Annotated in this window: 20 protein-coding genes and 1 pseudogene; 14 read left to right on the forward strand and 7 right to left on the reverse strand. The window is 75.0% G+C overall.

From position 1 onward, the window contains the following. Positions 1-561, reverse strand: a 561-nt coding sequence (locus tag ACPCK6_RS24445; protein WP_423482336.1) for a DoxX family protein, incomplete at its 3' end; no start/stop codon positions are given. A gap of 218 nt (positions 562-779) precedes the next feature. Here ACPCK6_RS24445 and ACPCK6_RS24450 point away from each other — a divergent pair. Beyond that, the gene (locus tag ACPCK6_RS24450) at positions 780-1,478 is read left to right on the forward strand and encodes a CBS domain-containing protein (protein ID WP_396883618.1); all 699 of its coding nucleotides are present in this window, start codon (positions 780-782) and stop codon (positions 1,476-1,478) included. A gap of 24 nt (positions 1,479-1,502) precedes the next feature. Here ACPCK6_RS24450 and ACPCK6_RS24455 read toward each other — a convergent pair whose 3' ends face one another. Then, positions 1,503-2,225 carry a helical backbone metal receptor gene (locus ACPCK6_RS24455; protein ID WP_423482337.1) on the reverse strand — a complete coding sequence of 241 codons (723 nt, stop codon included), beginning with the start codon at positions 2,223-2,225 and terminating at the stop codon, positions 1,503-1,505. Positions 2,226-2,258: 33 nt separating this feature from the next. Further along, a complete protein-coding gene (locus tag ACPCK6_RS24460; RefSeq protein WP_423482338.1) occupies positions 2,259-3,350 on the reverse strand; it encodes a DICT sensory domain-containing protein in 1,092 nt (363 codons plus the stop codon). Between the two features lie 107 nt (positions 3,351-3,457). Here ACPCK6_RS24460 and ACPCK6_RS24465 point away from each other — a divergent pair, with 107 nt between their 5' ends. Beyond that, entirely contained in the window at positions 3,458-4,324 is an 867-nt protein-coding gene (locus tag ACPCK6_RS24465; protein ID WP_423482339.1) for a PDDEXK family nuclease, read from the forward strand. 309 nt (positions 4,325-4,633) lie between these two features. Further along, a complete protein-coding gene (locus tag ACPCK6_RS24470) occupies positions 4,634-5,884 on the forward strand; it encodes a hypothetical protein (protein WP_423482340.1) in 1,251 nt (416 codons plus the stop codon). A gap of 205 nt (positions 5,885-6,089) precedes the next feature. Here the strand turns inward: ACPCK6_RS24470 and ACPCK6_RS24475 are convergent, their stop codons facing one another. Next, positions 6,090-6,437 (reverse strand): histone-like nucleoid-structuring protein Lsr2, encoded by a 348-nt coding sequence (locus ACPCK6_RS24475; RefSeq protein WP_128138142.1) that lies wholly within the window; start codon positions 6,435-6,437, stop codon positions 6,090-6,092. A gap of 234 nt (positions 6,438-6,671) precedes the next feature. Here ACPCK6_RS24475 and lon point away from each other — a divergent pair, with 234 nt between their 5' ends. Beyond that, entirely contained in the window at positions 6,672-9,008 is a 2,337-nt protein-coding gene (lon, locus tag ACPCK6_RS24480; RefSeq protein ID WP_396883623.1) for an endopeptidase La, read from the forward strand. Positions 9,009-9,069: 61 nt separating this feature from the next. Here the strand turns inward: lon and ACPCK6_RS24485 are convergent, their stop codons facing one another. Together ACPCK6_RS24485 and ACPCK6_RS24490 are read right to left on the reverse strand one after the other, a co-directional pair. Beyond that, positions 9,070-10,827, reverse strand: coding sequence for a DEAD/DEAH box helicase (locus tag ACPCK6_RS24485; protein WP_396883624.1), 1,758 nt, complete (start codon positions 10,825-10,827; stop codon positions 9,070-9,072). 118 nt (positions 10,828-10,945) lie between these two features. Then, positions 10,946-11,773, reverse strand: a complete 828-nt coding sequence (locus ACPCK6_RS24490) for a hypothetical protein (RefSeq protein WP_423482341.1) — start codon at positions 11,771-11,773, stop codon at positions 10,946-10,948. A gap of 132 nt (positions 11,774-11,905) precedes the next feature. Here ACPCK6_RS24490 and ACPCK6_RS24495 point away from each other — a divergent pair, with 132 nt between their 5' ends. The 9 genes and pseudogenes from ACPCK6_RS24495 (at position 11,906) to ACPCK6_RS24535 (ending at position 20,042) form a co-directional block, all read left to right on the forward strand. Next, entirely contained in the window at positions 11,906-13,051 is a 1,146-nt protein-coding gene (locus ACPCK6_RS24495) for a sensor histidine kinase (protein WP_423482342.1), read from the forward strand. Continuing rightward, positions 13,048-13,653 (forward strand): response regulator transcription factor, encoded by a 606-nt coding sequence (locus ACPCK6_RS24500; protein ID WP_013286580.1) that lies wholly within the window; start codon positions 13,048-13,050, stop codon positions 13,651-13,653. The genes ACPCK6_RS24495 and ACPCK6_RS24500 overlap by 4 nt, the downstream gene beginning before the upstream one ends. Before the next feature lie 44 nt (positions 13,654-13,697). Beyond that, positions 13,698-14,231, forward strand: coding sequence for a 2'-5' RNA ligase family protein (locus ACPCK6_RS24505; RefSeq protein WP_135240380.1), 534 nt, complete (start codon positions 13,698-13,700; stop codon positions 14,229-14,231). A gap of 207 nt (positions 14,232-14,438) precedes the next feature. Then, positions 14,439-14,594, forward strand: coding sequence for a hypothetical protein (locus tag ACPCK6_RS24510; RefSeq protein WP_396883627.1), 156 nt, complete (start codon positions 14,439-14,441; stop codon positions 14,592-14,594). 118 nt (positions 14,595-14,712) lie between these two features. Beyond that, positions 14,713-15,456 (forward strand): ArsR/SmtB family transcription factor, encoded by a 744-nt coding sequence (locus ACPCK6_RS24515; RefSeq protein ID WP_423482343.1) that lies wholly within the window; start codon positions 14,713-14,715, stop codon positions 15,454-15,456. Positions 15,457-15,561: 105 nt separating this feature from the next. Beyond that, positions 15,562-16,566, forward strand: coding sequence for a cytochrome P450 (locus tag ACPCK6_RS24520; protein WP_423482344.1), 1,005 nt, complete (start codon positions 15,562-15,564; stop codon positions 16,564-16,566). Further along, positions 16,563-17,357 (forward strand): isocitrate lyase/PEP mutase family protein, encoded by a 795-nt coding sequence (locus ACPCK6_RS24525; protein ID WP_423482345.1) that lies wholly within the window; start codon positions 16,563-16,565, stop codon positions 17,355-17,357. Before ACPCK6_RS24520 ends, ACPCK6_RS24525 begins: the two co-directional genes overlap by 4 nt. A 102-nt stretch (positions 17,358-17,459) precedes the next feature. Next, on the forward strand, positions 17,460-18,419 hold the full coding sequence (locus ACPCK6_RS24530) for a hypothetical protein (RefSeq protein ID WP_423482346.1): 960 nt from the start codon (positions 17,460-17,462) through the stop codon (positions 18,417-18,419). Positions 18,420-18,423: 4 nt separating this feature from the next. Continuing rightward, positions 18,424-20,042 (forward strand): annotated as a pseudogene (locus ACPCK6_RS24535) (asparagine synthetase B family protein). A 44-nt stretch (positions 20,043-20,086) separates the two neighbouring features. Here the strand turns inward: ACPCK6_RS24535 and ACPCK6_RS24540 are convergent. Then, positions 20,087-20,362 (reverse strand): hypothetical protein, encoded by a 276-nt coding sequence (locus ACPCK6_RS24540; RefSeq protein WP_423482347.1) that lies wholly within the window; start codon positions 20,360-20,362, stop codon positions 20,087-20,089. Positions 20,363-20,645: 283 nt separating this feature from the next. Between ACPCK6_RS24540 and ACPCK6_RS24545 the strand changes: the two genes are divergently transcribed. After that, positions 20,646-21,641 carry a carcinine hydrolase/isopenicillin-N N-acyltransferase family protein gene (locus tag ACPCK6_RS24545; protein WP_396883634.1) on the forward strand — a complete coding sequence of 332 codons (996 nt, stop codon included), beginning with the start codon at positions 20,646-20,648 and terminating at the stop codon, positions 21,639-21,641. The last annotated feature ends 11 nt before the right edge of the window (positions 21,642-21,652 follow it).

Below are 21,652 nucleotides of genomic sequence, written 5' to 3' on the forward strand. Positions count from 1 at the left end.
CTGGACCAGGGGGAGCCTCGCCCAGGCCCGGCCGAGGCCGAGGGTGTTGCCGGCGCCCACCAGGGCCAGGCCGGCCAGCAAGCCCGCGTAGATGAGGTGGTCGTCCATGAAGGGGTTGTTCGCCGGGGGCAGCACCGCCGTCCACATCAGGACCAGGAGCAGACCGCCCGCGACGGCGGCGACCCGGATGCCGATGCCGAGCATCAGGGCGACACCGATGCCGAGCAGGCCGACCATGAACAGCCAGTCCGCCCAGGCCGCGCCGGCCAGGTTCTGGTAGATGCCCGCGAACGGTCCCTCGACGGCGTGTCCGAGGAAGCCCTTGGTGGGGCTGCCGCCGTTGATCCAGGCGTTCTTCGCCGGGGTCTCGTGGCCGAGGCCGAACATCTTGTCGAGGAAGGCCCAGAGGAACACCCAGCCCAGGGCGAGCCGCAGCCCGGCCCAGACGTACCGGGTGGCCTTCTGGCGGGTGGTCTCGGTGTGCGCCGCCGGAGCGATGGTGGCGGCGGGGGTCCGCTTGACGGCGGGGGTCCGCTCGATTGTCGCGGTCATGGTGTCCACGTCCCTTCCTGTGCCTCGCACCGCGCTTCCCGGTGGCACATTCATTCCACCGCCGCGCGGCGTCCGGGAGCAGGGCCGAGAGGTGCCCTCGTGACCGGGTCCTTGGTCCCGTCCGTACCCGGTCCGGTCGGCCCCTCACGGCCGGTCCGCCGCCCCTGACCAGGCCGTACGCCGGCGGCCTACCGTCGCAGGTGGAGACCCGGCACGAGGAGGTCGTGATGAGGACGTGGCAGGTTACCGACGTGATGACCAGGGACGTCGCCACGGTGACGGAGGAGACCCCGTACCGCGAGGTCGTCGACGTGCTGGTGCGGCAGCGGATCAGCGGTGTGCCGGTGGTGGACTCGTTCCGCCGCGTACTCGGGGTGATCTCCGAGGCGGACCTGCTGCACAAGGTGGAGCGGTCCGGTCATCCAGACGAGCGGCGGGTCTTCGAGGGACGGCGCCGCCGGACCGCGCGGGAGAAGGCGGGGGCGCTCGTCGCCCGGGACCTGATGACCGCGCCCGCGGTCACCACCCACGAGCGGGCCTCGCTCGCGGCGACCGCCCGGCTGATGGACCACGAGGCCGTCAAGCGGCTCCCGGTGCTGGACGACCTGGGCCGGCTCGCCGGCATCGTCACCCGCGGTGACCTGCTGCGTGTGCACCTGCGTACCGACGCGGAGATCCGTGAGGAGGTTGTGCACGAGGTGCTGCGCCGGGTGCTGTCGGTGCGCGAGGGCCTGGTCACGGTCCAGGTCCGTGGCGGCGAGGTCACCATGGACGGGCGGCTGGACCGGCGCAGCGCCGTCGACCTTGCGGGCCGTCTCGCCGCGCAGGTCGCGGGCGTGGTCGCGGTGCACAACGCGATCGGGTACGACGTGGACGACACCACGCTGATGGAGCTGGACCCGGTGCACGCCACCCCGGTCGCCTGAGCACCGGCACCCGGGCCTCACCGGTCAGGTGGGGCCCGCGGTGGCGAGCTGGGCGGCCAGCAGCGCCGGGGCCTCGGCCAGCGACGGGCCGTACCAGGTGAGGTGCCGGCCGGACACCAGCGCCGCCGGCACACCGGGGAACGCCTCCGGCCCGTCGTCGGCGGTGAACCGGTACGGCTCGTCGGGCAGCACCACCAGCTCCGGCGCCCGGGCACGCAGCTCGTCCAGGCTGGGCCGGGGATAGCGTTCCGCGTCGTCGGCCCAGCCGTTGCGCACACCGAGCCGGGCCAGCACGTCCCCGGCGAACGTGTCCCGTCCCAGCACCACCCACGGGCGCCGCCACACCGGCACCGCGGCGGTGCGGACGCGTCCCGGCGCGGGCAGCGCGGCCCAGGCGTGGCGGGCCTCCCGGAGCCAGTGCGGCTCGGCCGGCACGCCGAGCGCGTCGACCAGCTCACCGAGCTGGTCGAGGGCCTCGGGGACGGTACGCGGGAAGGTGACCCGGACCGGCACCCCGGCGGCGCGCAGCGCCTCGGCGTCGGCCAGCCGGTTCTCCTCCTCGTTGAGCAGCACCAGATCCGGCTCGAGCGCGAGCACCCGGTCCAGGTCCGGGTACTTCGTCCCGCCGACGCGGGCGACGTCCAGCCCGGCCGGGTGGGTGCACCAGTCGGTCGCACCGACCAGCACCTCCGGGCGGGTGGCCGCGACCGCCTCGGTCAGCGACGGCACCAGCGACACCACCCGCACCGCGTCTCCCTCTCCTCGAACCGGACCGGCCGGTCAGCGGGCCGGCGCGGCCACGGCGTCGGCGTTCTCCGGCGGCAGGCCCGCCACCGGCAGGCCCTTGCGTACCGCCCAGTCGACGGCGGCGCGCAGGTCCGCGGTGGGCAGCGGCCGCCGGGTGGTCACCCCGACCGCCGCGTGCACGATGTACGCCATGAACGGGTACGACCGCGCCAGCGCGCCGATCGCGTCGTGCAACCGGCGAACCACCTCCAGCGCGGCCGGTTCGTCCAGCCCGGGCAGGACGAGCTGGAACTCGTTCTCGGTGACGCGTACCGCGCGGTCGACCGGCCGCAGCACGGCGGTGATCGCGGTGAGCACGGCGTGCCCCTCGCGGGCGACGCCGCGTCGGCCGAAGCGTTCCGGTGAGCCGGGCGGCGCCTCCACCCGCAGCCCGACCAGCGCCACCGGCAGCGTGCCGGAGGCGGTCACCCCGTCCGCGCCGGACCACCGGGCCAGGCCGGGCTCGTCCAGCATGGTCTCGGGCGGCTCGATCGGCTGGTGGTTCCGGTCGCCGCGGCGGGCCAGCATCCGCAGCGCCGCCTCGGCGCGCGGTTCGCCCGGCCCGGCCGGGATGTCCCGCACCCGGGCGATCGCCTCGTCCAGCGCGGTACGTGCCGCGGCGGGCAGCCGCTCGGCGAGCCGTTCGCGCAGCCGGATCACCTCGTGCAGCGCCTCGTCGCGGCGGAAGCCCCAGCGTCCCTCGAACAGCCGGCCGGCCTCCAGCGTCGGCGCGGGCGCCACCTCGGCCCGGTCGTGCGCGACGAGCGTGGCGCCGAAACGCGGGCTCAGCGCCACCACCGTCCACTCCCGGGCCAGCGCCTCCGCCTCGTCCAGCGTCACGCCGTACGCCCCTTCGGGCAGGTCGGGCGGTGGTCCGCCGACCATCGCCACCACCGTCACGGCGGCGTGGCCGGCGATGCGCCGGTAGACCTCGCGCTCCCGGGTGAAGTACGGCAGCCGCTGGAACAGCGCGAGCACGACGAGCGGGCCGTCCTCGGCCTCGGCGAGCGCGGCGCGTTCGATGGCGTGGGAGACGGCGACGAGGCTGCGTTTGGTGAACTGTTCCGGGGTCCGTCCGCTGGGCACGGGCAGAGCCTAGAGGGACGGGCGCGGTAGCGCACCGGTCGGCCGTACCGACTGCGCCGCACCGCCTACACTCGGGCGTCGACCGGACGAGGGGGGATCGGGGCGAGATGACGAGCACAGGCAGTGTGACGGCCTCCTGGCTGCGGCCGGTCCCGCCCGGCGTCGCGCCGTCCCTGGTCCGGGCCGGCCACCTCGGCCATGCCGGCCGTCGGCTGGGTGACCTGGTGCAGGGCCGCCCGCCGGGGGTCACCGGCAGTCAGTGGAGCACCGCCGGGCGGGCGTCGCTCGACCTGGTGGTCTGCGCCGCCGACAGCGGGCTGCCGCGCTTCGCGGTGCGGTTCACCGCGCCCGCTCCGGACGGGTCGCCGGCCCGGCGGGAGGAACGGCTCACCGACGCGGTCTGCTCCGCCGTCGGCCTGCCGCTGGTGCGCGTCGAGTCGCCGGCGCTGGGCGGCGCGGAGCAGGTCCGCCGGTTCGCCGAGTACGTGCTGGACGCGCGGGCCTACGCCGACGGCACCGACCCGGAGGCCGGCGACGCGGTGGGCTTCCGGGACATCATCGGCCGGCTGCCGGACGGCCGGCGTGGACCGGTGAACGACCTCGGCGCGCTGGCCCGGGTCGAGGCGGTCGAGGCATACGTGGCGGGCCGGATCGCCGACCCGATCGTGCGCGGCCTGCATGTGCGCTGGACCGGCGGGCCGGCGGAGGGCTGGGCCTGGGTCGAGGTACGGCCCGGCCGCTGCCTGCTGGAGCGGGTTCGGCTGACGTCGCGCGGCTTCGCCTGCGGAGTCGACGCGGGGCGGCTCGCCGAGGATCTGGCCGTGGTGGCGCTGGGGGAGCGGCTGCGTGACCTCGACGGGGCCGCGCCGTCCCTGCTGGACCGTGACGAGCTTCTCCGGCAGGTCCGCGCGCTCGCCGCGCGGCGGGACTCCTTCGACGGCGGGTTCGCCTTCGACCACCTCTGCGCCGACTGAACCGTCCTCGCCGGCGCGGACGGCGACTTCTCGATTTTTTCCGATCTCCGGTTGAACCTTCGCCGACGGCGCTCCGTACCTCATCGGGAATGGACGCAGATCTTCCCCGCCGCGCCCGGACGGCGCGGAGACGGTGCGGAAAGGGCATCGTCGGCCATTGACGCGCGACTGAGCGTCGCAGTGATCTCACACCCCGAATTCGTCGGTCCGCCGGGATCACCAGTCAACTACCGGATCGAGAAGGAGAGCAATTCGATGCGCAGGTCCACACGGGCGCGCCGGTCATCCGGTAACGCGCGGAGCAAGCGGATGCTGGCGGTTGTCGGCACGCTCGCGGTCTTCGGCGGCATCGTCGCCGTCACTCAGATCTCGTCCGCCCAGGACCGGCGGACGACCACCCGCGCGGCCTCGGCGTCCTGCGTGCCCGCGAGCCCGGGGGCGACCGCCCCGGACGGTCAGGGCAGCACCACCCGTACCTGGCAGAACGGCCGCTGGGTCCGCAACCACTGGGGCGACGGTCAGATGTCGCCGGCCGAGTGCCAGCAGACCAACGCGGGTGGTGCCGGCGCCGGCACTCCGACGGTGGCCTGCCCGGACGTCCGCGGCCGGCTACCGCAGGTGCCCGGCCAGGCCCGTGCCGAGGTGGACCGCACGCTGGCGCTGCTGGAGAGCCAGATCGCCGAGGCGAACCGGCGGCTCGCGGCGGAGGGCCGCAACGGCGGCGACTTCATCGACAACGCGATCCTCGGGCCGCTCGCGGACAAGCGGACGGCGGCGCTCAACCGGATCGCCACCGCCATCGGCCGGTTCGCGCAGCGCCCGCAGGGCCTGGACCAGTTCGCCCGGTGCGCGGTGAACGACGCCCCCGGCAACGGCGGTCAGAACGGCGGTCAGAACGGCGGGAACAACAACGGCGGTAACAACAACGGGGGCCAGAACGGCGGGAACAACAACGGCGGTAACAACGGCGGCGGGAACAACAACGGTGGCGGCCAGAACAACGGCGGCAACAACGGCCTGAACGTGCTCGCCAAGGACTGCTCCGGCAGCCGGCTCCAGGGCCACGACGGTTTCCAGAACGGCAACCGGTGCGTGAGCACCGCGTTCGGTGAGGTGGGCGCCGCGGCGAACAACCCGTCGTTGCTGATCACGCAGTTCCCGAACCAGGTGCGGCGCAACCAGCCGTTCACGCTCCGGGTCACCACCAAGAACCTGGTCCGGGACCGCTTCCTCGCCGCCGGCCAGGGCGGCTACTACCTGGAGAGCTCGCTGCTCAACGGCCAGGGCCTGGTACGCGGTCACTTCCACACCGCCTGCCGGATGCTCGGCAGCACCCGGCAGCCCCCGAACCCGCAGGACGTGCCGGCGTTCTTCGTCGCCACCGAGGACGGCCGGGGCGGCAACCAGCCGGACGACGTACTGATCCAGATCCCGGGCCTGGCCCAGTCGGGCGTGGCGCAGTGCGCGGTCTGGGCCGGTGACGGCTCGCACCGCATCCCGATGATGGAGCGGGCGAACCAGACCCCCGCCATCGACGTGGTGCGCATCCGGGTCAACTGAGAGCGACGTGACGGCCGCGGCCGTCCGGGGGACTCCTCCGGGCGGTCGCGGCCTTTCCGCGTACGGGAACGGTGGGAGGCGATCCCGGAGGAAATCTCGTGCCGTGGGTATCCGCCGGACGAAAAGCGCCGGGCGGAGAATGCCGATCGGGGCCACGCCGATTTCTCAGCGTGACCCCGGGATGCCCGACGGTGAACCGGTGGCGTCAGCGGTTCTTGTACGCCTCGACCACCGACACCGGGATGCGCCCGCGCTCGGAAATCTCGAACCCGTTCTTGGCGGCCCATTCCCGGATGGCGCGGTTCTGCTCGCGGTCCATTCCCGAGGTGCTCGGCCGGGTCGTGCGACGGGCGCCGCGGGTGACCTCGGCAGTTCCCCGGCCGATTCGCCTGCCAGCGCTGATGTACGGATCCAGGGCCTTGCGCAGGACGCCCGCGTTCTCGTCGGAGACGTCGATCGTGTACGCCACGCCGTCCAGGCTGAACTCGACGGTCCGATCGGCCTTTCCGCCGTCGAGGTCGTCGGTCAGAACGGTGATTACTTTCCTTGCCATCGCCATTACTCCCTGTGTCGGGCGGGGTGTGGCTAAGAGTTTGACCTACCGCGCGGTAATCACGCAACAATAGCCGACTGTTTCCATTCGGCGGGTCGCGGTAAACGATGCCGCCATTGGGCGCGGAGTGCCGGAACGGGGGCGCTCGGCGTGGCGTGGGTCACAACCCGGAACAAGGGACACGTTTTGTTACTTGAGCCAGACACGCTCAACCAACGTGATGGCAGGTGTTCGATGGCAACTCTTCCGGTACTCCCACTGACCGACGCCGTCCTGCTGCCCGGGATGGTCATCCCGGTGACCCTCGACCCGACCACGCAGGCCGCCGTCGACGCGGCCCGCGCCACCGGCGACAAGGAACTCCTGGCCGTCCCCCGCATCGACGGCGAGTACGGCTCCGTCGGCGTGGTCGCCACGATCGAGAAGGTGGGCCGGCTGCCCAGCGGCGAACCGGCGGCGGTCGTCCGCGGTCTCACCCGCGCCCGCATCGGCTCCGGCGTGCCCGGTCCCGGTGCCGCGCTCTGGGTGGAGGCGGCCACACTCGACGAACCCGCACCGGCGGGCCGCGCCCGGGAACTCGCCCGCGAGTACCGCGCGCTCATGACCTCGGTGCTGCAACAGCGCGGCGCCTGGCAGGTGATCGACGCGATGGAACGGATGACCGACCTGTCCGAGCTGGCCGACTCGGCCGGCTACGCGCCCTGGCTCAGCCTGACCCAGAAGACCGAACTGCTCGCCGCGCCGGACGTCACCGCCCGGCTGGAACTGCTCGTCGGCTGGGTGAAGGAACACCTGGCCGAGCAGGAGGTCACCGAGCAGATCAACAGCGACGTCCGCGAGGGGCTGGAGAAGTCCCAGCGGGAGTTCCTGCTCCGCCAGCAGCTCGCCGCGATCCGCAAGGAACTCGGCGAGGACGAGCCGGACGGGTCCGCCGACTACCGCTCCCGGGTGGAGTCCGCCGACCTGCCGGAGAAGGTCCGGGAGGCGGCGCTTCGTGAGGTCGGCAAGCTGGAGCGGGCCAGTGACGCCTCACCCGAGGCGGGCTGGATCCGTACCTGGCTGGACACCGTCCTGGAGATGCCGTGGAGCACGCGTACCCAGGACGACACCGACCTGGCCGCGGCGCGGGCCGTGCTCGACGCCGACCACGCCGGCCTGGCCGACGTGAAGGACCGCATCCTGGAGTACCTCGCGGTGCGCAACCGGCGCGCGGAGCGCAACCTCGGCGTCGTCGGCGGACGCGGCTCCGGCGCGGTGCTGGCCCTGGCCGGCCCGCCCGGTGTCGGCAAGACCAGCCTCGGCGAGTCGGTCGCCCGGGCGCTGGGCCGAAACTTCGTCCGCGTCTCCCTCGGCGGTGTCCGGGACGAGGCGGAGATCCGCGGCCACCGGCGCACGTACGTCGGCGCGCTGCCCGGCCGGATCGTGCGGGCGCTGCGCGAGGCCGGCTCGATGAACCCGGTCGTGCTGCTCGACGAGGTCGACAAGCTGGCCGCCGGCTACGCCGGCGACCCGGCGGCGGCCCTGCTGGAGGTGCTCGACCCGGCGCAGAACCACACGTTCCGCGACCACTACCTGGAGGTCGACCTCGACCTGTCCGACGTGCTGTTCCTCGCCACCGCCAACGTGGTGGAGGCGATCCCCGGCCCGCTGCTGGACCGGATGGAGCTGGTCGCGCTGGACGGCTACACCGAGGACGAGAAGGTCGCCATCGCCCGGGACCACCTGCTGCCCCGGCAGCGGGAGCGGGCCGGGCTGACCGGTGAGGAGGTGAGCATCGCCGACGAGGCGCTGGCGCTGATCGCGGGCGAGTACACCCGGGAGGCCGGCGTCCGGCAGCTCGAACGGGCCCTGGCGAAGATCCTGCGCAAGGTGGCCGTGGCGCTCTCCACTGACGCCGCGCCGGTGCACGTGGACGCCGGGAACCTGGCCCGCTACCTGGGCCGGCCGAAGTTCACCCCGGAGTCGGCCGAACGCACCGCCGTGCCCGGCGTGGCGACCGGCCTGGCCGTCACCGGCGCCGGTGGTGACGTGCTGTTCATCGAGGCCACCACGATGGAGGGTGAACCCGGGCTGACGCTCACCGGCCAGCTCGGCGACGTGATGAAGGAGTCCGCGCACATCGCGTGGTCGTACCTGCGATCCAACGGACGGCGCTACGGGCTGGACCCGAACGCGCTGGCCGGGCGGCGGATCCATCTGCACGTCCCGGCGGGCGCGGTACCGAAGGACGGCCCGAGCGCCGGCATCACCATGGTGACCGCGCTGGCCTCCCTGGTGACCGGGCGTCCGGTGCGGCCCGAGTTCGGGATGACCGGCGAGGTGACGCTCTCCGGCCGGGTGCTGCCGATCGGCGGGGTGAAGCAGAAGCTGCTCGCCGCGCACCGGGCCGGTCTCACCGAGGTGATCATCCCGAAGCGCAACGAGCCGGACCTGGACGACCTGCCGGCGCAGGTGCGGGAGGCGCTGACCGTGCACACCCTGTCCGACGTGGCGGACGTGCTCGCGCTGGCGCTGCGCCCGGCCGAACTCGGCACGGAGTCGCTGGACGGGTCGGCGCTCGCCGCGGCCTGACGGCCCGACGCCCCGGTCACCGTACGCACGGTGGCCGGGGCGCCGTCGTGTCCGCCCGCGCTCAGCGCCGGTCGCGCCGCTCGTACCCCCGGTCGCGGCGCTCGCCCGGCCCGTCGCCGTCCCGGTCCCGGCGTACCGTCGCCTTGCGGCCCTTGATGGTGGTGCCGCGCAGCCCCGCGATGATCTCGTCGGCCACCGCCTGCGGCACCTCGACCAGCGAGAACCGGTCGGCGATCTCGATCGAGCCGATGTCCCGGCCGTTGATCCGGGTCTCCCCGGTGATCGCGCCGACCAGGTCCTGCGGCCGCACCCCGGCCCGCCGGCCCAGCCCGATGAAGACCTGGGTGGTCCCGCCGGTACGCGGACGCCCCGGCCCTCGGCGCTCGCCCCGCCCGCCGGTCTCCGGCCGGCCCTCGCGCGGGCCCCGGACCGGAACCTGCGGGATCTCCTCCTCGTCGTCCGAGCCCGGCGACGTCGCCTCGTGCGCCAGCTTCACCGCCGCCAGCGCCACCTCGACCAGGTCGAACTCGTCGGTGAGCGACTCCACGATCGCCCGGTACGGGTCGAGGTCGTCCTCCAGCAGGCTCTCCCGCAGCGCGGCCTGGGTCAGCTCCAGCCGCCGGGTCCGCATGTCCGCGACAGTGGGGATCTTGTCGATGGCGATCCGCTGCCCGGTGACCCGCTCGATGGTCTTGAGCATCCGGTGCTCACGCGGCTCGGCGAGCGTGATCGCCACGCCCTCCCGCCCGGCCCGGCCGACCCGCCCGATCCGGTGCACGTACGACTCCGGGGCCGACGGCACGTCGTAGTTGACCACGTGGGTGAGCTGCTCGACGTCCAGTCCTCGGGCGGCCACGTCGGTGGCGACCAGCAGGTCCGCCGTGCCGGCCCGCAGCCGGCCCATCACCCGGTCCCGCTGCTCCTGGCTCATCCCGCCGTGCAGCGCCTCGGCCCGGTATCCCCGGCCGTTCATCGTCTCGGTGAGCCGGTCCACCTCCTCACGGCTGCGGCAGAATACGATCGCCGCGGTGGGCGACTCCACGTCCAGCACCCGGCCCAGCGCGGCCGGCTTGTGTGCCCGGGCCACGATGTACGCGCTCTGCCGCACCCGGGGCGCCTCCCCGGCGACCGGCCGTTCCCGCTCGATCCGGATGCGGACCGGGTCGGTCAGGTGCTGCCGGGCCAGCCCGTCGATGCGGGCCGGCATGGTGGCGGAGAACAGCACCGTCTGCCGGCCGGCCGGGGCGTGCTCCAGGATCGCCTCGATGTCCTCGGCGAAGCCCATGTCGAGCATCTCGTCCGCCTCGTCCAGCACCACCGTGCTCAGCGCGCCGAGCCGCAGCGTGCCCCGGGCGATGTGGTCCAGGGCCCGGCCCGGCGTCGCCACCACCACGTCCACCCCGTGGTCGAGCGCGCGCAGCTGCCGGCCGATCGGCTGCCCGCCGTAGATCGGCAGCACCCGGGCACCCAGATCCTTGCCGTAGCGGTGGAACGCCTCGGAGACCTGCACGGCCAGTTCCCGCGTCGGCACCAGCACCAGCGACACCGGGTCGCCCTCGGCCCGCCCCACCGGCATCCGCTGCAGCAGCGGCAGCGCGAACGCGGCGGTCTTGCCCGTACCGGTCGCCGCCTGACCCAGCAGATCCTGCCCGGCCAGCAAGGGAGGGATGGCCTCCCGCTGGATCGGCGTCGGTTCCTCGTACCCGAGCGCGGACAGCGCGCCCAGCAACTCGGTGCGCAGCCCGAGATCGGCGAAGGCGATGGCGTCCTCGGCGTCGTCGGGAACGGCGGGGTCGGTCGGGGTCGGTGCGGCGGTCATGCGACAAGTTTTTCATCACCGCCGCGCGGCGGTCGCGGCGACCGGGGCAAACGTTCGCCGCGCCACCTGCGTGCCGTCCCCTCCGGGTGATCCGGCGCGGCCCTGTGCCCCCGCCGGATCACCGGGACAGGACGGCCAGCAGCGTGGTCAGGCCCACCCCGACGTCGAACACCGCGCACCACAGCGCGTACCCGCGCGGCACCACCGCGCCGGTGCGGTGGTACCAGGCGTCCCAGGCCGCGTGGACGAGCCAGCCCACCCCGACGAGCACCCCGGCGACGTCGGCGGACGCGATCATCGCCACGACCGCCAGGCCGCCCCACACGGCCGCCCCGGCGAGCTGCGCCGCCAGCGCGCGCCGGTCGTCCAACTGCCGCCGCCAGGTGCCGATCAGCAGGTAGCCGGCCGGCAGGACCAGCAGCGTCCACGGCGCGAAGACGGTGGGCGCGAACCACATGTCCACGGTCATGAGCAGCGCCAGCCCGGCCGGCCACCCGCGCGCCACGGCCGTGGCGACCGGGTGCCGGCGCGGCGGCGCCGCGGGCGTGTGCCGGTGCCGCAGCGCCACCAGCAGCATCGCCGGCACCATCAGCAGGTGTCCGCCGAGCAGCAGCGTGTCGTCTCCGACCCAGCCGGCCCACCAGGGCGGGAGCAGCAGCAGGAACGGCACGTACATGGCCGCCGACATCTCCGCGGTGGCGGCCCGGCCGTCCCCCCGGTACCACATCCAGGCGGCCATGCCCGCCGCCATGTCCGTCGCCATCACCAGCGCGGCCACGTCCGGCCGCGCCAGCACCGCCGCGCCACCGAGCACACTCCCGCCCGCCTGCCACAGCGGCCCGAGCAGCACCATTCCGGCCACCATCGCCACGACCATCCCGGCCAGGTGCCGGGTCCGCGCCCACCCGGCCCACCGCCGGGGTACGACCACAGTCATCTCCGTCATGCCCCGACCCTGCCGCCGCCCGGCGCACCGGAGAAGGCGCGTCAGTCATCGGAAAACCGTGCGGATCGCACGGCCCGGCCGTGACGTTTCTCCGGGGTGGGCGAACCGGTGCACGCCCTAGGATCAGCGGGCATGAGCGTCGATCCGGCGGACCACCGGCTGCGCCGGGCCCGGCGGGTCACCCTGCTGTCGCTGGCCACGAACGTGTGGACCACGGTGCTGCTGCCCGCCGTCGGCCTGGCCCGCGAACCCGACCCGGTACGCGTCGCGCTCGGCGCCGCCGGGCTGCTCGCGTTCACCGTCGCCCAGATCGCGGTGCTGCACGCCGCCGTCACGCCGTGGCTGCCCGTACCGGCCCGCCGCCGCCGGCACGCCGTGCTCACCGTGGCGGCGCTGCTCAGCCTGCCGCTGCTCGGCCCGGTCGCGGCCGGAACCTGGCCCACCTGGGCCTGGCTCGGGGCGTCCCTGGTCGGCATGACGCCGCTGCTGTTCCGGCCCGTCGTCGCGGCGGTGGCGGCGGCCGGCGTCCTCGCGGTGTCCGCCGCCGCCACCTGGGCGACGGGCGGGCCGGTGCCCACGGCGCTGCTGGTCACCGGCGTGGTGGGCGCCGGGATCGCCGCTCTCACCTGGGTGCAGGTCTGGTTCTGGGATCTGCTCGTCGAGGCCCGGCAGGGGCAGGCCGCCCAGGCGCGGCTCGCCGCCGCCGAGGAACGGCTGCGCTTCGCCCGGGACGTCCACGATCTGCTCGGCCACGACCTCACGGTGATCGCGCTCAAGGCCGAGCTGGCGGAGCGGCTGGCGCCGCGCGACGCCGGCCGGGCCGCCCGGGAGGCGGCCGAGGCCCGGCGGCTGGCCGGCTCGGCGCTGACCCGGGTCCGGGCGGCGGTGCACGGCTACCGCGCGGTCGACCTGGCCGAGCAGGCCGCCGCGGTGGGGGAGGTGCTGCGCTCCAGCGGCGTCCGCACGACAGTGGTCCCGCCCGCCGCTGAGGTGCCCGCGCCGGTCGCCGCCGACCTGGCCGCCGTGCTGCGCGAGGCCGGAACCAACGTGTTGCGGCACAGCCGGGCCGGCTGGTGCCGGATCGAGATCACCCGGGAGGACGGCATGGTGACGCTGACCGTACGCAACGACGGCGTCCGCGACGACGCCGGACCGGACCGGCTCAGCGGCGGCCTGCGCGGCCTGGCCGACCGGCTCGCCCCGGCCGGCGGACGGGTCCGGGCCGAGGCCGCCGACGGCGTGTTCAGCCTGGTGGCGACAGTGCCGGTGACGCCGTGATCCGGGTACTGCTGGCCGACGACGAGGAGCTGATCCGGCTCGCCCTGGCCGCGCTGCTCGACCTGGAACCGGACATCGAGGTGGTCGCGCACGCCCGCGACGGGCGCAGCGCCCTGGACGCGGCGCTTGCCCACCGCCCCGACGTCGCCGTGCTCGACCTGGAGATGCCGCCGCCCGGCGGCGTCGAGGTCGCCGCCGAGCTGACCCGGGCCCTGCCCGGCTGCGCGCCGGTGATCCTCACCGGACACGGCCGGCCCGCCCAGCTCCGCCCGGCGCTCACCGCCGGGGTACGCGGGTTCCTCGCCAAGGGCGCCCCCGGCGGCGCGCTGGCCGACGTGATCCGCCGGGTGCACTCCGGCGCGCGTTACGTCGATCCCGCGCTCGCGGCCGACGCGCTCACCCTGCCGGAGTGCCCGCTCACGCCGCGTGAGCTGGAGACGCTGCGGCTGGCCGAGCTGGGCACGCCGGTCGCGGTGATCGCCCGGCGGACCCACCTGGCCGCCGGAACGGTCCGCAACCACCTCAGCGCCTGCGTGCAGAAGCTCGGCGCCGCCGACCGGGCGGAGGCGGTCCGGCGGGCGCGCGAGGCCGGCTGGCTCTGACGTACGGGGCGTCGCGGGCGGTCGCCGGCGACTAGCCTGATCACGTGCGGACGGTCGAACTGCTCTGCTCTCCCGAACTGGAAGCGGCGGTTCGCGCTGCCTGGGACCGGCTCGCCGCCGCCGGGCTGCCCAGCCTGGCCCGCAACACGCACCCGACGAACCGGCCGCACCTCACGCTCGCCTCGGTGGAGGAGTTCCCGCCCGGCGCCGAACAGCGCCTGGCCGACCTCTGCGACGCGGCGCTTCCGCTGCCGGTGCGGCTGGGCCGGGTGGCGGTGCTCGACGGCAGCGCGCCACTGGTGTGGCTGGTCCGCCCGACCCCGCAACTCGTCGCGCTGCACGGCGCGGTCTGGGACGTGCTCGCCGAGGCGTCCGGCGGGCACTCGTGGCACCAGCCCGGCCGCTGGGTGCCGCACCTGAGCCTGGCGCTGCGGTTCGGCGCGGCGGACCGGCGCCGCGCCCGGGCGGTCGCCGGGGCGCACCCGCCGGCCGGGGCGTTCGTGGCGGCGCGCAGCTACGACGGCGACACCCGCACGATCAGCGAGCTGACCACCGCCTGCCCGCGTTCCGGCGGCTGACCGAGAGGTCATACCCGGCGCTGGTGGGCGTCGGTTCCGTTGACCGGGACTCCCGGCGTGGGCAGATCCGGGTACTCCTCGTCGGTGTAGGCACCAACACGTCGGCGTTGGTGCAGGGCATCGCCTTCTACCGCAACACCGGCAGCGATCCCACAAGATCGCCCACCTCACATCGAAGCGCAGGGTTGGGCCGATACGGCGGTGAGTGTGGAGGTGCGGCTGCAGGGGCATGACGCGAGTGGTGCCGCCGGCGTCGACATCGGCCTGATTCGTCTGGCGGCCATCGCCCTGCGGTCGGGCCGTGGCGGCTACCCGGCCGAAGCGGCATCCCTCCTGAAGTCCCCACCCGGAACCGCGATCTGACCCCGTTGTCCGGGCCGCGGCGGGCGGTCGACGAGCCGGGCCGGCGGCAGCCCGTTCGCTGCCGCCGTACACGGGCTGCCCGGCGGTGGCCGCGCCGGTCACGTGTCAGCATGGGACGATGACCACCGGTGCCGACGGACGCGGACTCGCCGGGTTCGCCGCGCTGCTCGCCGACCCCACCCGGGCCGGCTTCTGCCTGGCCCTGCTCGACGGCCGCGCCTGGACCGCCGGGGAGCTGGCCCGCGCCGCCGGGGTCGCCGCGTCCACCGCGAGCGACCACCTCAACCGGCTGGTCGCCGGCGGCCTGCTGGTCGAGCAGCGGCAGGGCCGCCACCGGTATGTCCGCCTCGCCGACCCGGGCGTCGCCCAGCTCGTCGAGGACCTGGCCGCGCGGGCGCCCGCACCGGCGGCCCCGCCCCGCACGTTGCGCGCCGCATCGGCCGGCGCCGCCCTGGCGTACGCGCGCACCTGCTACGACCACCTGGCCGGGCGGCTCGGCGTGTTGCTGCACGACGCCCTGCTCGACCGTGGCGTGCTCGACCGCACCGGCGGCCTCGCGCTGACCGAGGCCGGCAGGAGCTGGCTGGACCGCCTCGGCATACCCGTCGAACCACTGCGCGGCACCCGGCGACCGCTCGTCCGCGACTGCCTGGACTGGACCGAACGGCGCCCGCACCTGGCCGGCGCGGTCGGTGCGGCGCTGTGCGGGCGCTTCCTCGACCTCGGCTGGACCGCGCGCGGCACCGGCCGGGCGGTACGGGTCACCCCGGCGGGGCGGGACGCGCTGGCCGAGGCGCTCGGGCTCGACCCGGTGCTGCTGGCCGAGCCCGCCACCCGCGACACCGGCCCGGCGCGCGCCTGACCCGCCCGTGCCCCGCGGCACCGGTCCCGCCTGCGGCTGACCGCCGGGTGTGCCCGGCCGGATCGTTCGGCCCGGGCCGAACTGTCGGCGCCCTACGGTCGGGTGATGGATTCACCGACGATCACGGCTGCTCCGGGCACGCCGCGCTGCGGGCCGCCGACCTCGGACGACGGCGGCTGGGTGGTCACCCGGTACGCGGACGTCGTCTCCGTCCTGACCGATCCCCGCTGCGGGGTACTGCCCGCCGAGGAGGCGCCGGAGGGTGGCCTGGCATGGCTGCGCGCCTCGGTGAGCCGGTTCAGTCCGCCGGACCGGCATGCCGCGCGGCGAGCCGTCGGGGTGGCGGCGCTCGACACGCTCGACCCACGGGAACTGCGCGTGGCCGCGGAACGGCTGACCGGGCGGATCCTCGACCGCGCCGCGACCGCGGACAACGGCGGCGACCAGGTGGACGTGACCGGTGACCTGGCTCGGCGCGTACCCCTTGTGGTGCTGGCGGAGCGGCTCGGGCTGGCCGACCCGGCGGCGGCCGTCGCGGAGGTGACGGCGGTGGCCGCCGCCTACCACCCGGGCGCCGGCCCGGCGGCGGTGCGGCGGGCGGACCGGGCGGTGGCGGCGCTGCTGGCCATGTCGCCGCCCGCTCCGGCCGAGGTGACAGCGAACCGGCTCGGGCTGCTGGTGCAGGCCGCCGACGCCACCGCCGGGCTGATCGTGGCCGCCGTCCGGCACGGGCTCGAAGCGCCGGACGGGCTCGGGACCGACGCGCTGCTCGCCGAGGTGCTGCGCCTCGACCCGCCGGTACGGGTCACCCGCCGGGTCGCCGCCGACCCGCTGACCCTGGACGGCCAGCCGGTGCGCGTGGGGGAGCGGCTGCTGCTGCGGTTCGACGCCGCCAACCGAGACCCGGCGGTCTTTCCGGAGCCGGACCGTTTCCGCGCCGACCGGGCGAACGTCGCGCTGACGTTCGGCGCCGGCCCCCGCGGCTGCCCCGGGCAGCGGCACGCGCTCGCCCTGGCCGCCGGCGTGGTCGGCGTGCTGCGCCGCCGTTGCCGTCCCGCCGGCCCTACCCCTGACGTCCCGTCGACCCCACTCGAGGTGATCCTCCGATGACCGACAGGTACCGCGCGTTCCGGGAGCTGCACCGGCCCGGCGACCCGCTGCTGCTGCCGAACGCCTGGGACCACGCCTCCGCTGCGGCGCTCGCCGCCAGGGGCCATCAGGCGATCGGCACGACCAGCCTGGGCGTGGCGGCGGCCGCCGGGCGGCCGGACGCCGTCCGGGCGACCCGGGCCGAGACGCTGGAGCTGGCGTACCGGCTGCGGCGCCTGCCGGCGCTGCTGACAGTGGACGTCGAGGACGGCTTCCACGACGACCCGGCCGAGGTGGCGCGCTACGTCGGCGAGCTGGCCGCGCTCGGTGTGGTCGGCGTGAACCTGGAGGACGGGCGCCCGGACGGGCGGCTGGCCCCGGTGGAGCACGTCGCCGCCGTGATCGCGGCGGTCCGCGCGGCAGTGCCGCGGATGGTCGTCAACGCCCGCACCGACGCCTGGTGGCTGGGCGTGCCGGCGCCGCTGGACGAGGCGCGGCGGCGGGCGGCGGCGTTCCGGGCCGCCGGCGCCGACTGCCTGTTCGTGCCGGGCGCACCGGACGACCTGGTCGGCCTGCTCGCCACCGAGGCGGGGTTGCCGCTGAACGTGCTGTACCGGCCCGGCGGCCCGGACCTGGCCGCCCTCGGGCGGCTCGGCGTGGCCCGGGTGAGCACCGGCTCGCTCCTGTTCCGGGCCGCCCTCGGCGCGGCGCTGCACCTGACCGACGCGATCGGTGCCGGGCGCGACGCGGGCCTGCCGGCGCCGCCCGGGTACGAGGAGGTGCAGACGCTGGCACCGCCGTCCGCCACCTGATCGGGCACTTCGGGGAAGATGGGAGGAATCGCGCCTTCTTCGGTCTTTACGGTGTGTGCAGGCCCAATCACGCCGTGTCCTGACCGAGAGGGGACGGAGACCATGCGAGTGCCCAGCCGCAGCCCCGGTCGCCAGCCCGGTCCCGCCGTCACGTCCACCGCTCCCGCCCGGCGGGTGCCCGCCGCCGGCCGGCGCGCCGGCACCGAGCCCGACCTGTCCGCGTACCGGGCGGCGGTGGCGGAACTCCTGGTCGAGGTGGGCGCGCTCGCCGACGCGCCGTCCACCACCGCCCGCCAGGTGCTGCTCGACCAGCGGCTGCGCGAACCGGCCATCGCCGCCGTCCTCGACGCCACGCCGCAGGGCCTGATCGGTGCCCGGGAGACGCTGCTGCTGGAGATGGCCCGCTACCAGCCCAACGCGCGCAGCTCGGCGCAGGACCTCACCGCGCTGGTCCGCATCTACCTGCTCTCCCGCGTCGACGTGCTCTGGTGGCGGGACAGCCCGACGTTCCTCACCGACGACCAGGTCCGCACCAGCACCGACCTGGTCGACCTGGAATGGCTGCGCCGCCGCGGCCTGCTCGAGTTCCGCTACCAGGAACAGCCCGCCACAGTGGTGGGACGCGGCCTGCGGGCCGTCCGGCGGCGGCTGCGCCCGGACGCCACCCCGCGTACCGCCGGGCTGCTGTTCCGCCGGGCCCGCCGCGAGATGATCGCCTTCCTCAACGACCTGGCCCGCGAGTTCACCGCGATCGCGCCGGACGGCACGCCGCCGCTCTGGGTGACCAGCCTGGCCCGCAGCGCCGAACACCAGTACCGGCTGCGCCGCCTCGGGTACGCGGCGATGGTGCCCAGCGGACACTGCCTCGGCTGGGCCGCCGACGTCGAACTGGAGTGGTACGACCGCTTCGGCGCCCGCCCGGCACTGGCCGGGCTGCTGCTGGCTCGCCAGGACGCCGGCGAGGTGAACGTGGTCGACGAGGGACAGGCCTGGCACGTCTGTCTCGCCCCGGCCGTGCGCCGCCGCTACCGGCGCGCGTACGAGGCCGAGATGGGGGTGTGACCCGGTGTGCGGCATCGCGCTGAGCATCGGCCCCGAGGCGGACCCGGCGACGTTCCGGCGGATGCTCGCCGCGCTCGCACCACGCGGTGAGGTCACCGAGACCCGGCAGGAGAACGGCCTGCTCGCCGGCGTACGACGGCTGAAGATCGTGGACCGGGAACGATCCGTGCAGCCGTGGATGTCGCCGGACGAGCGGCACCTGCTCTGCTTCAACGGCGAGGTCTTCAACCACCACGAGCTGCGCGCCGAGCTGACCCGGCTCGGGCACCGGTTCAGGACCGCGGGCGACACCGAGGTGGTGCTCGCCGCGTTCCGCCAGTGGGGTGAGAACGCGGTCCGGCGGCTGCGCGGCGAGTACGCGTTCGTCATCGTCGAGCGCGACACCGGCCGGGCGTACCTGGCCCGCGACCCGCTCGGCGTCAAGCCGCTGTACTGGTCCCGCCTGCCCGCCTGCCCGGCTGCCTGCACCTCGCCTCCGAGGTCAAGGCGCTGGTCGGGCACGGCGCGCCGATCGGCGAGGTGGCGCCCGGGCACCACGGCTGGGTCGAGCCCGGCCGTCCGGTCCGGCTGGGCCCGCACGTCGACCTGCTCAGCCTCGGCGACGGCCTGCCGGTGATCGACGACCCGGACGAGGCGGCCCTGCTGGTCCGTGTCGCGCTGACCGACGCGATGCGCACCCGGCTGGACACCGACCTCACCGTCGGCGTGGTGCTCTCCGGCGGCCTGGACAGCTCGCTGGCGCTGCTGCACGCCCGGGAACTGCACCCGGACTGCGTGGCGGTCACCATCGGCGTGCCGGAGAGCCCGGACGTCGCGTACGCCCGGCGGCTCGCCGCCGACCTCGGCGTCCCGCACGAGGTGATCGAGCTGCGGCCGCGTGACATCCGGCTCGCCGACGTCCGCGAGGCGATCCGGATCTCCGAGCTGACCGAGTACGGCGACATCATCAACGCCGTCGTCTCGGTGCCGATCTTCCGGCGGCTGCGCGAGCTGGGCGTCCGGGTGGTGCTCACTGGAGACGGCTCCGACGAGTTGTTCGGCGGGTACCCGATGTACCACGGAGTCGGGCCGGAACGGTCCCGCCGGCTGTTCCTGCACAAGATCCGCAACCTGTGCCGGACCGAGCTGCAACGGGTGGACCGGGCCAGCATGGCCCACGGCGTGGAGGCCCGGGTGCCGTTCCTCGACCTCAGCGTCGTCGAACTGGCCATGCGACTGCCGCTGGACCTGAAACTGCGCGACGGCCAGGAGAAGTGGATCGTCCGGCGGGCCTTCGCCGACCTGCTGCCCTCCTACGTGCGGCAGCGGCCGAAGAACCCGATGTCGTACTCGTCCGGGCTGCACGAACGCGCCCGCCTCTACAAGCCGCTGTTCGCCCGGCTGCACCGCTCCTTCGGCTACGACCTGCTCGAACCGGTCCGCCGGGACTTCGACAGCGTGCTCACCCGCTGCGGCAACGACCTCGACCGGGCCATCGCCGAGGGCATCGCCCGGCCCGACTACACGGTGCTGGAACACGCCCGGGACCTGGTCGGCGCGGCCCGCTGGAACGCCGCCCCGATGGTCCGGCGGCTGGTCAACCCGCGCCGCACCCGAGGTGACGAGGCGCCCCTGCCCGGGTAGCCCGCGCGGCCTCGGTGACCGGCCGGCGCCGGTCGCCGTGCGGGTCAGCGCCGCAGGTCCACGGCGGCGGTCACGCCGGAGACCGGATCGGCGCAGTGCACAGTCGGCCCCGGACGCAACCGGGCGTCCGAGGCGTACCGCCGGGCCAGCTCCCGCCCGGCGGCGGCGTCGCCCCGGTCGGCGGCCACCAGCAGCGCCGCGACCTCGTCGACAAGCGTCAGGTCGGCGCCGGTCAGGTCCTCGGTCATCGCCCCGAACTCGTCCCAGAGCAGTACCTCGTCCCGGTGCCGGTGGGCCAGTTCCAGCAGCACGTAGTCCATCCGGCCATTGTCGGCACCGGACGCGGTCCGCGGGTGCCCGCTCGGCCCGCAATCTCGCCGAGCCCGAACGCCAGGTCCGATCACCGCCGGCGCCGCGGCCGGGGCCGCGTCGTGGGCGGACGGCGGCGATCCGGAGGCGGTGATCGCGAGCTGTTCGCCGATCCGGCGGTGGACCAGTTTGCACAGCCGCAACGTGGTGTACGGCTGCTGGATGTTCGCTGTCGTGCGGAGCTGACCGAGTCCCGGATGGACATCGGCGGACGCCTCTTCTAGCGTCGCTGTCATGCGGAGGACCCTCATCGCCGGCGGGCTCGCGCTGCTCCTGCTCGCCACGGCCTGCGGGGAGAGCCGCCGGTCCGGCCCGCCGGCCGCGGCCGGCTCACCGACCGCGTCCCGGCAGGACCCGGAGCAGGTCGAGCGGACCCTGGCCAGCCTCCGCAAGATCGACGACCTGCCGATGTACGAGATGACGTACGACGGCGACTACGACCCGACCGCCGGGCTGGCCGGGTCGACGCCGCCGAGCCCGTTCGGCTGCTCGCTGTTCGCCGCGCTCGCCGACCGGGAGCGCCCGCTGTTCGCCCGCAACTTCGACTGGGAGCCCAATCCCGCGCTGGTGCTGCGCACCGACCCGCCGGACGGGTACGCCTCGATCTCCCTCGTCGACATCTCGTACCTGGGTGTGTCCGCCGACCCGACCGGGGACCGGCGGCTGCTGGACGCGCCGCTGCTGCCGTTCGACGGCATGAACGAGCGGGGTCTCGCGGTCGGGCTGGCCGCCGACGACGGGGCACGCGCCGAGCCGGTGCCCGGACTGCCGGCCGTCGGCTCGGTGCGCATTCTGCGCCTGGTGCTCGACTCGGCCGCCACCGTGGACGAGGCGGTCGCCGTGTTCCGGCGCTACAACCTCGACTTCGACGGCGGGCCGCCGCTGCACTACCTGCTGGCCGACGCGACGGGCGCGTCCGCCGTGGTGGAGTTCGTCGACGGGAAGCTCTCCGTGGACCGGCGGCAGGGCCCGTGGCAGGCGCTGACCAACGTGCCCGCCGTCGGCGTGCCGGACCGGGAACTGCGCCAGGACCACCGGTACGGGGTGCTGGCGAGGGAGCTGGACCGCACCGGCGGGGTGGTCGACGCGGCCGGTGCGCTGCGGCTGCTGAACGCGGTACGCCAGTCGCACACCCGCTGGTCGGTGACGTACGGGCTGCGCAGCGGCGAGGTGCGCGTGGTCACGGCCGGCGGCGGCACCCGCGACTACCGGCTGCCGATGAGCGACTGACCACGGCCGCG

The organism is Micromonospora sp. AB353, from assembly GCF_049538395.1.
GTDB classification, from domain to species: domain Bacteria; phylum Actinomycetota; class Actinomycetes; order Mycobacteriales; family Micromonosporaceae; genus Micromonospora; species Micromonospora aurantiaca.

Bases quoted from the DNA above. Each gene is read 5' to 3' on its own strand.
- ACPCK6_RS24450 (WP_396883618.1), top strand. From the start codon at position 780: ATGAGGACGTGGCAGGTTACCGACGTGATGACCAGGGACGTCGCCACG.
- ACPCK6_RS24465 (WP_423482339.1), top strand. From the start codon at position 3,458: ATGACGAGCACAGGCAGTGTGACGGCCTCCTGGCTGCGGCCGGTCCCG.
- ACPCK6_RS24470 (WP_423482340.1), top strand. From the start codon at position 4,634: ATGCTGGCGGTTGTCGGCACGCTCGCGGTCTTCGGCGGCATCGTCGCC.
- ACPCK6_RS24475 (WP_128138142.1), bottom strand. From the start codon at position 6,437: ATGGCAAGGAAAGTAATCACCGTTCTGACCGACGACCTCGACGGCGGA.
- lon (WP_396883623.1), top strand. From the start codon at position 6,672: ATGGCAACTCTTCCGGTACTCCCACTGACCGACGCCGTCCTGCTGCCC.
- ACPCK6_RS24485 (WP_396883624.1), bottom strand. From the start codon at position 10,827: ATGACCGCCGCACCGACCCCGACCGACCCCGCCGTTCCCGACGACGCC.
- ACPCK6_RS24490 (WP_423482341.1), bottom strand. From the start codon at position 11,773: ATGACGGAGATGACTGTGGTCGTACCCCGGCGGTGGGCCGGGTGGGCG.
- ACPCK6_RS24495 (WP_423482342.1), top strand. From the start codon at position 11,906: ATGAGCGTCGATCCGGCGGACCACCGGCTGCGCCGGGCCCGGCGGGTC.
- ACPCK6_RS24515 (WP_423482343.1), top strand. From the start codon at position 14,713: ATGACCACCGGTGCCGACGGACGCGGACTCGCCGGGTTCGCCGCGCTG.
- ACPCK6_RS24520 (WP_423482344.1), top strand. From the start codon at position 15,562: ATGGATTCACCGACGATCACGGCTGCTCCGGGCACGCCGCGCTGCGGG.
- ACPCK6_RS24525 (WP_423482345.1), top strand. From the start codon at position 16,563: ATGACCGACAGGTACCGCGCGTTCCGGGAGCTGCACCGGCCCGGCGAC.
- ACPCK6_RS24530 (WP_423482346.1), top strand. From the start codon at position 17,460: ATGCGAGTGCCCAGCCGCAGCCCCGGTCGCCAGCCCGGTCCCGCCGTC.
- ACPCK6_RS24540 (WP_423482347.1), bottom strand. From the start codon at position 20,362: ATGGACTACGTGCTGCTGGAACTGGCCCACCGGCACCGGGACGAGGTA.
- ACPCK6_RS24545 (WP_396883634.1), top strand. From the start codon at position 20,646: ATGCGGAGGACCCTCATCGCCGGCGGGCTCGCGCTGCTCCTGCTCGCC.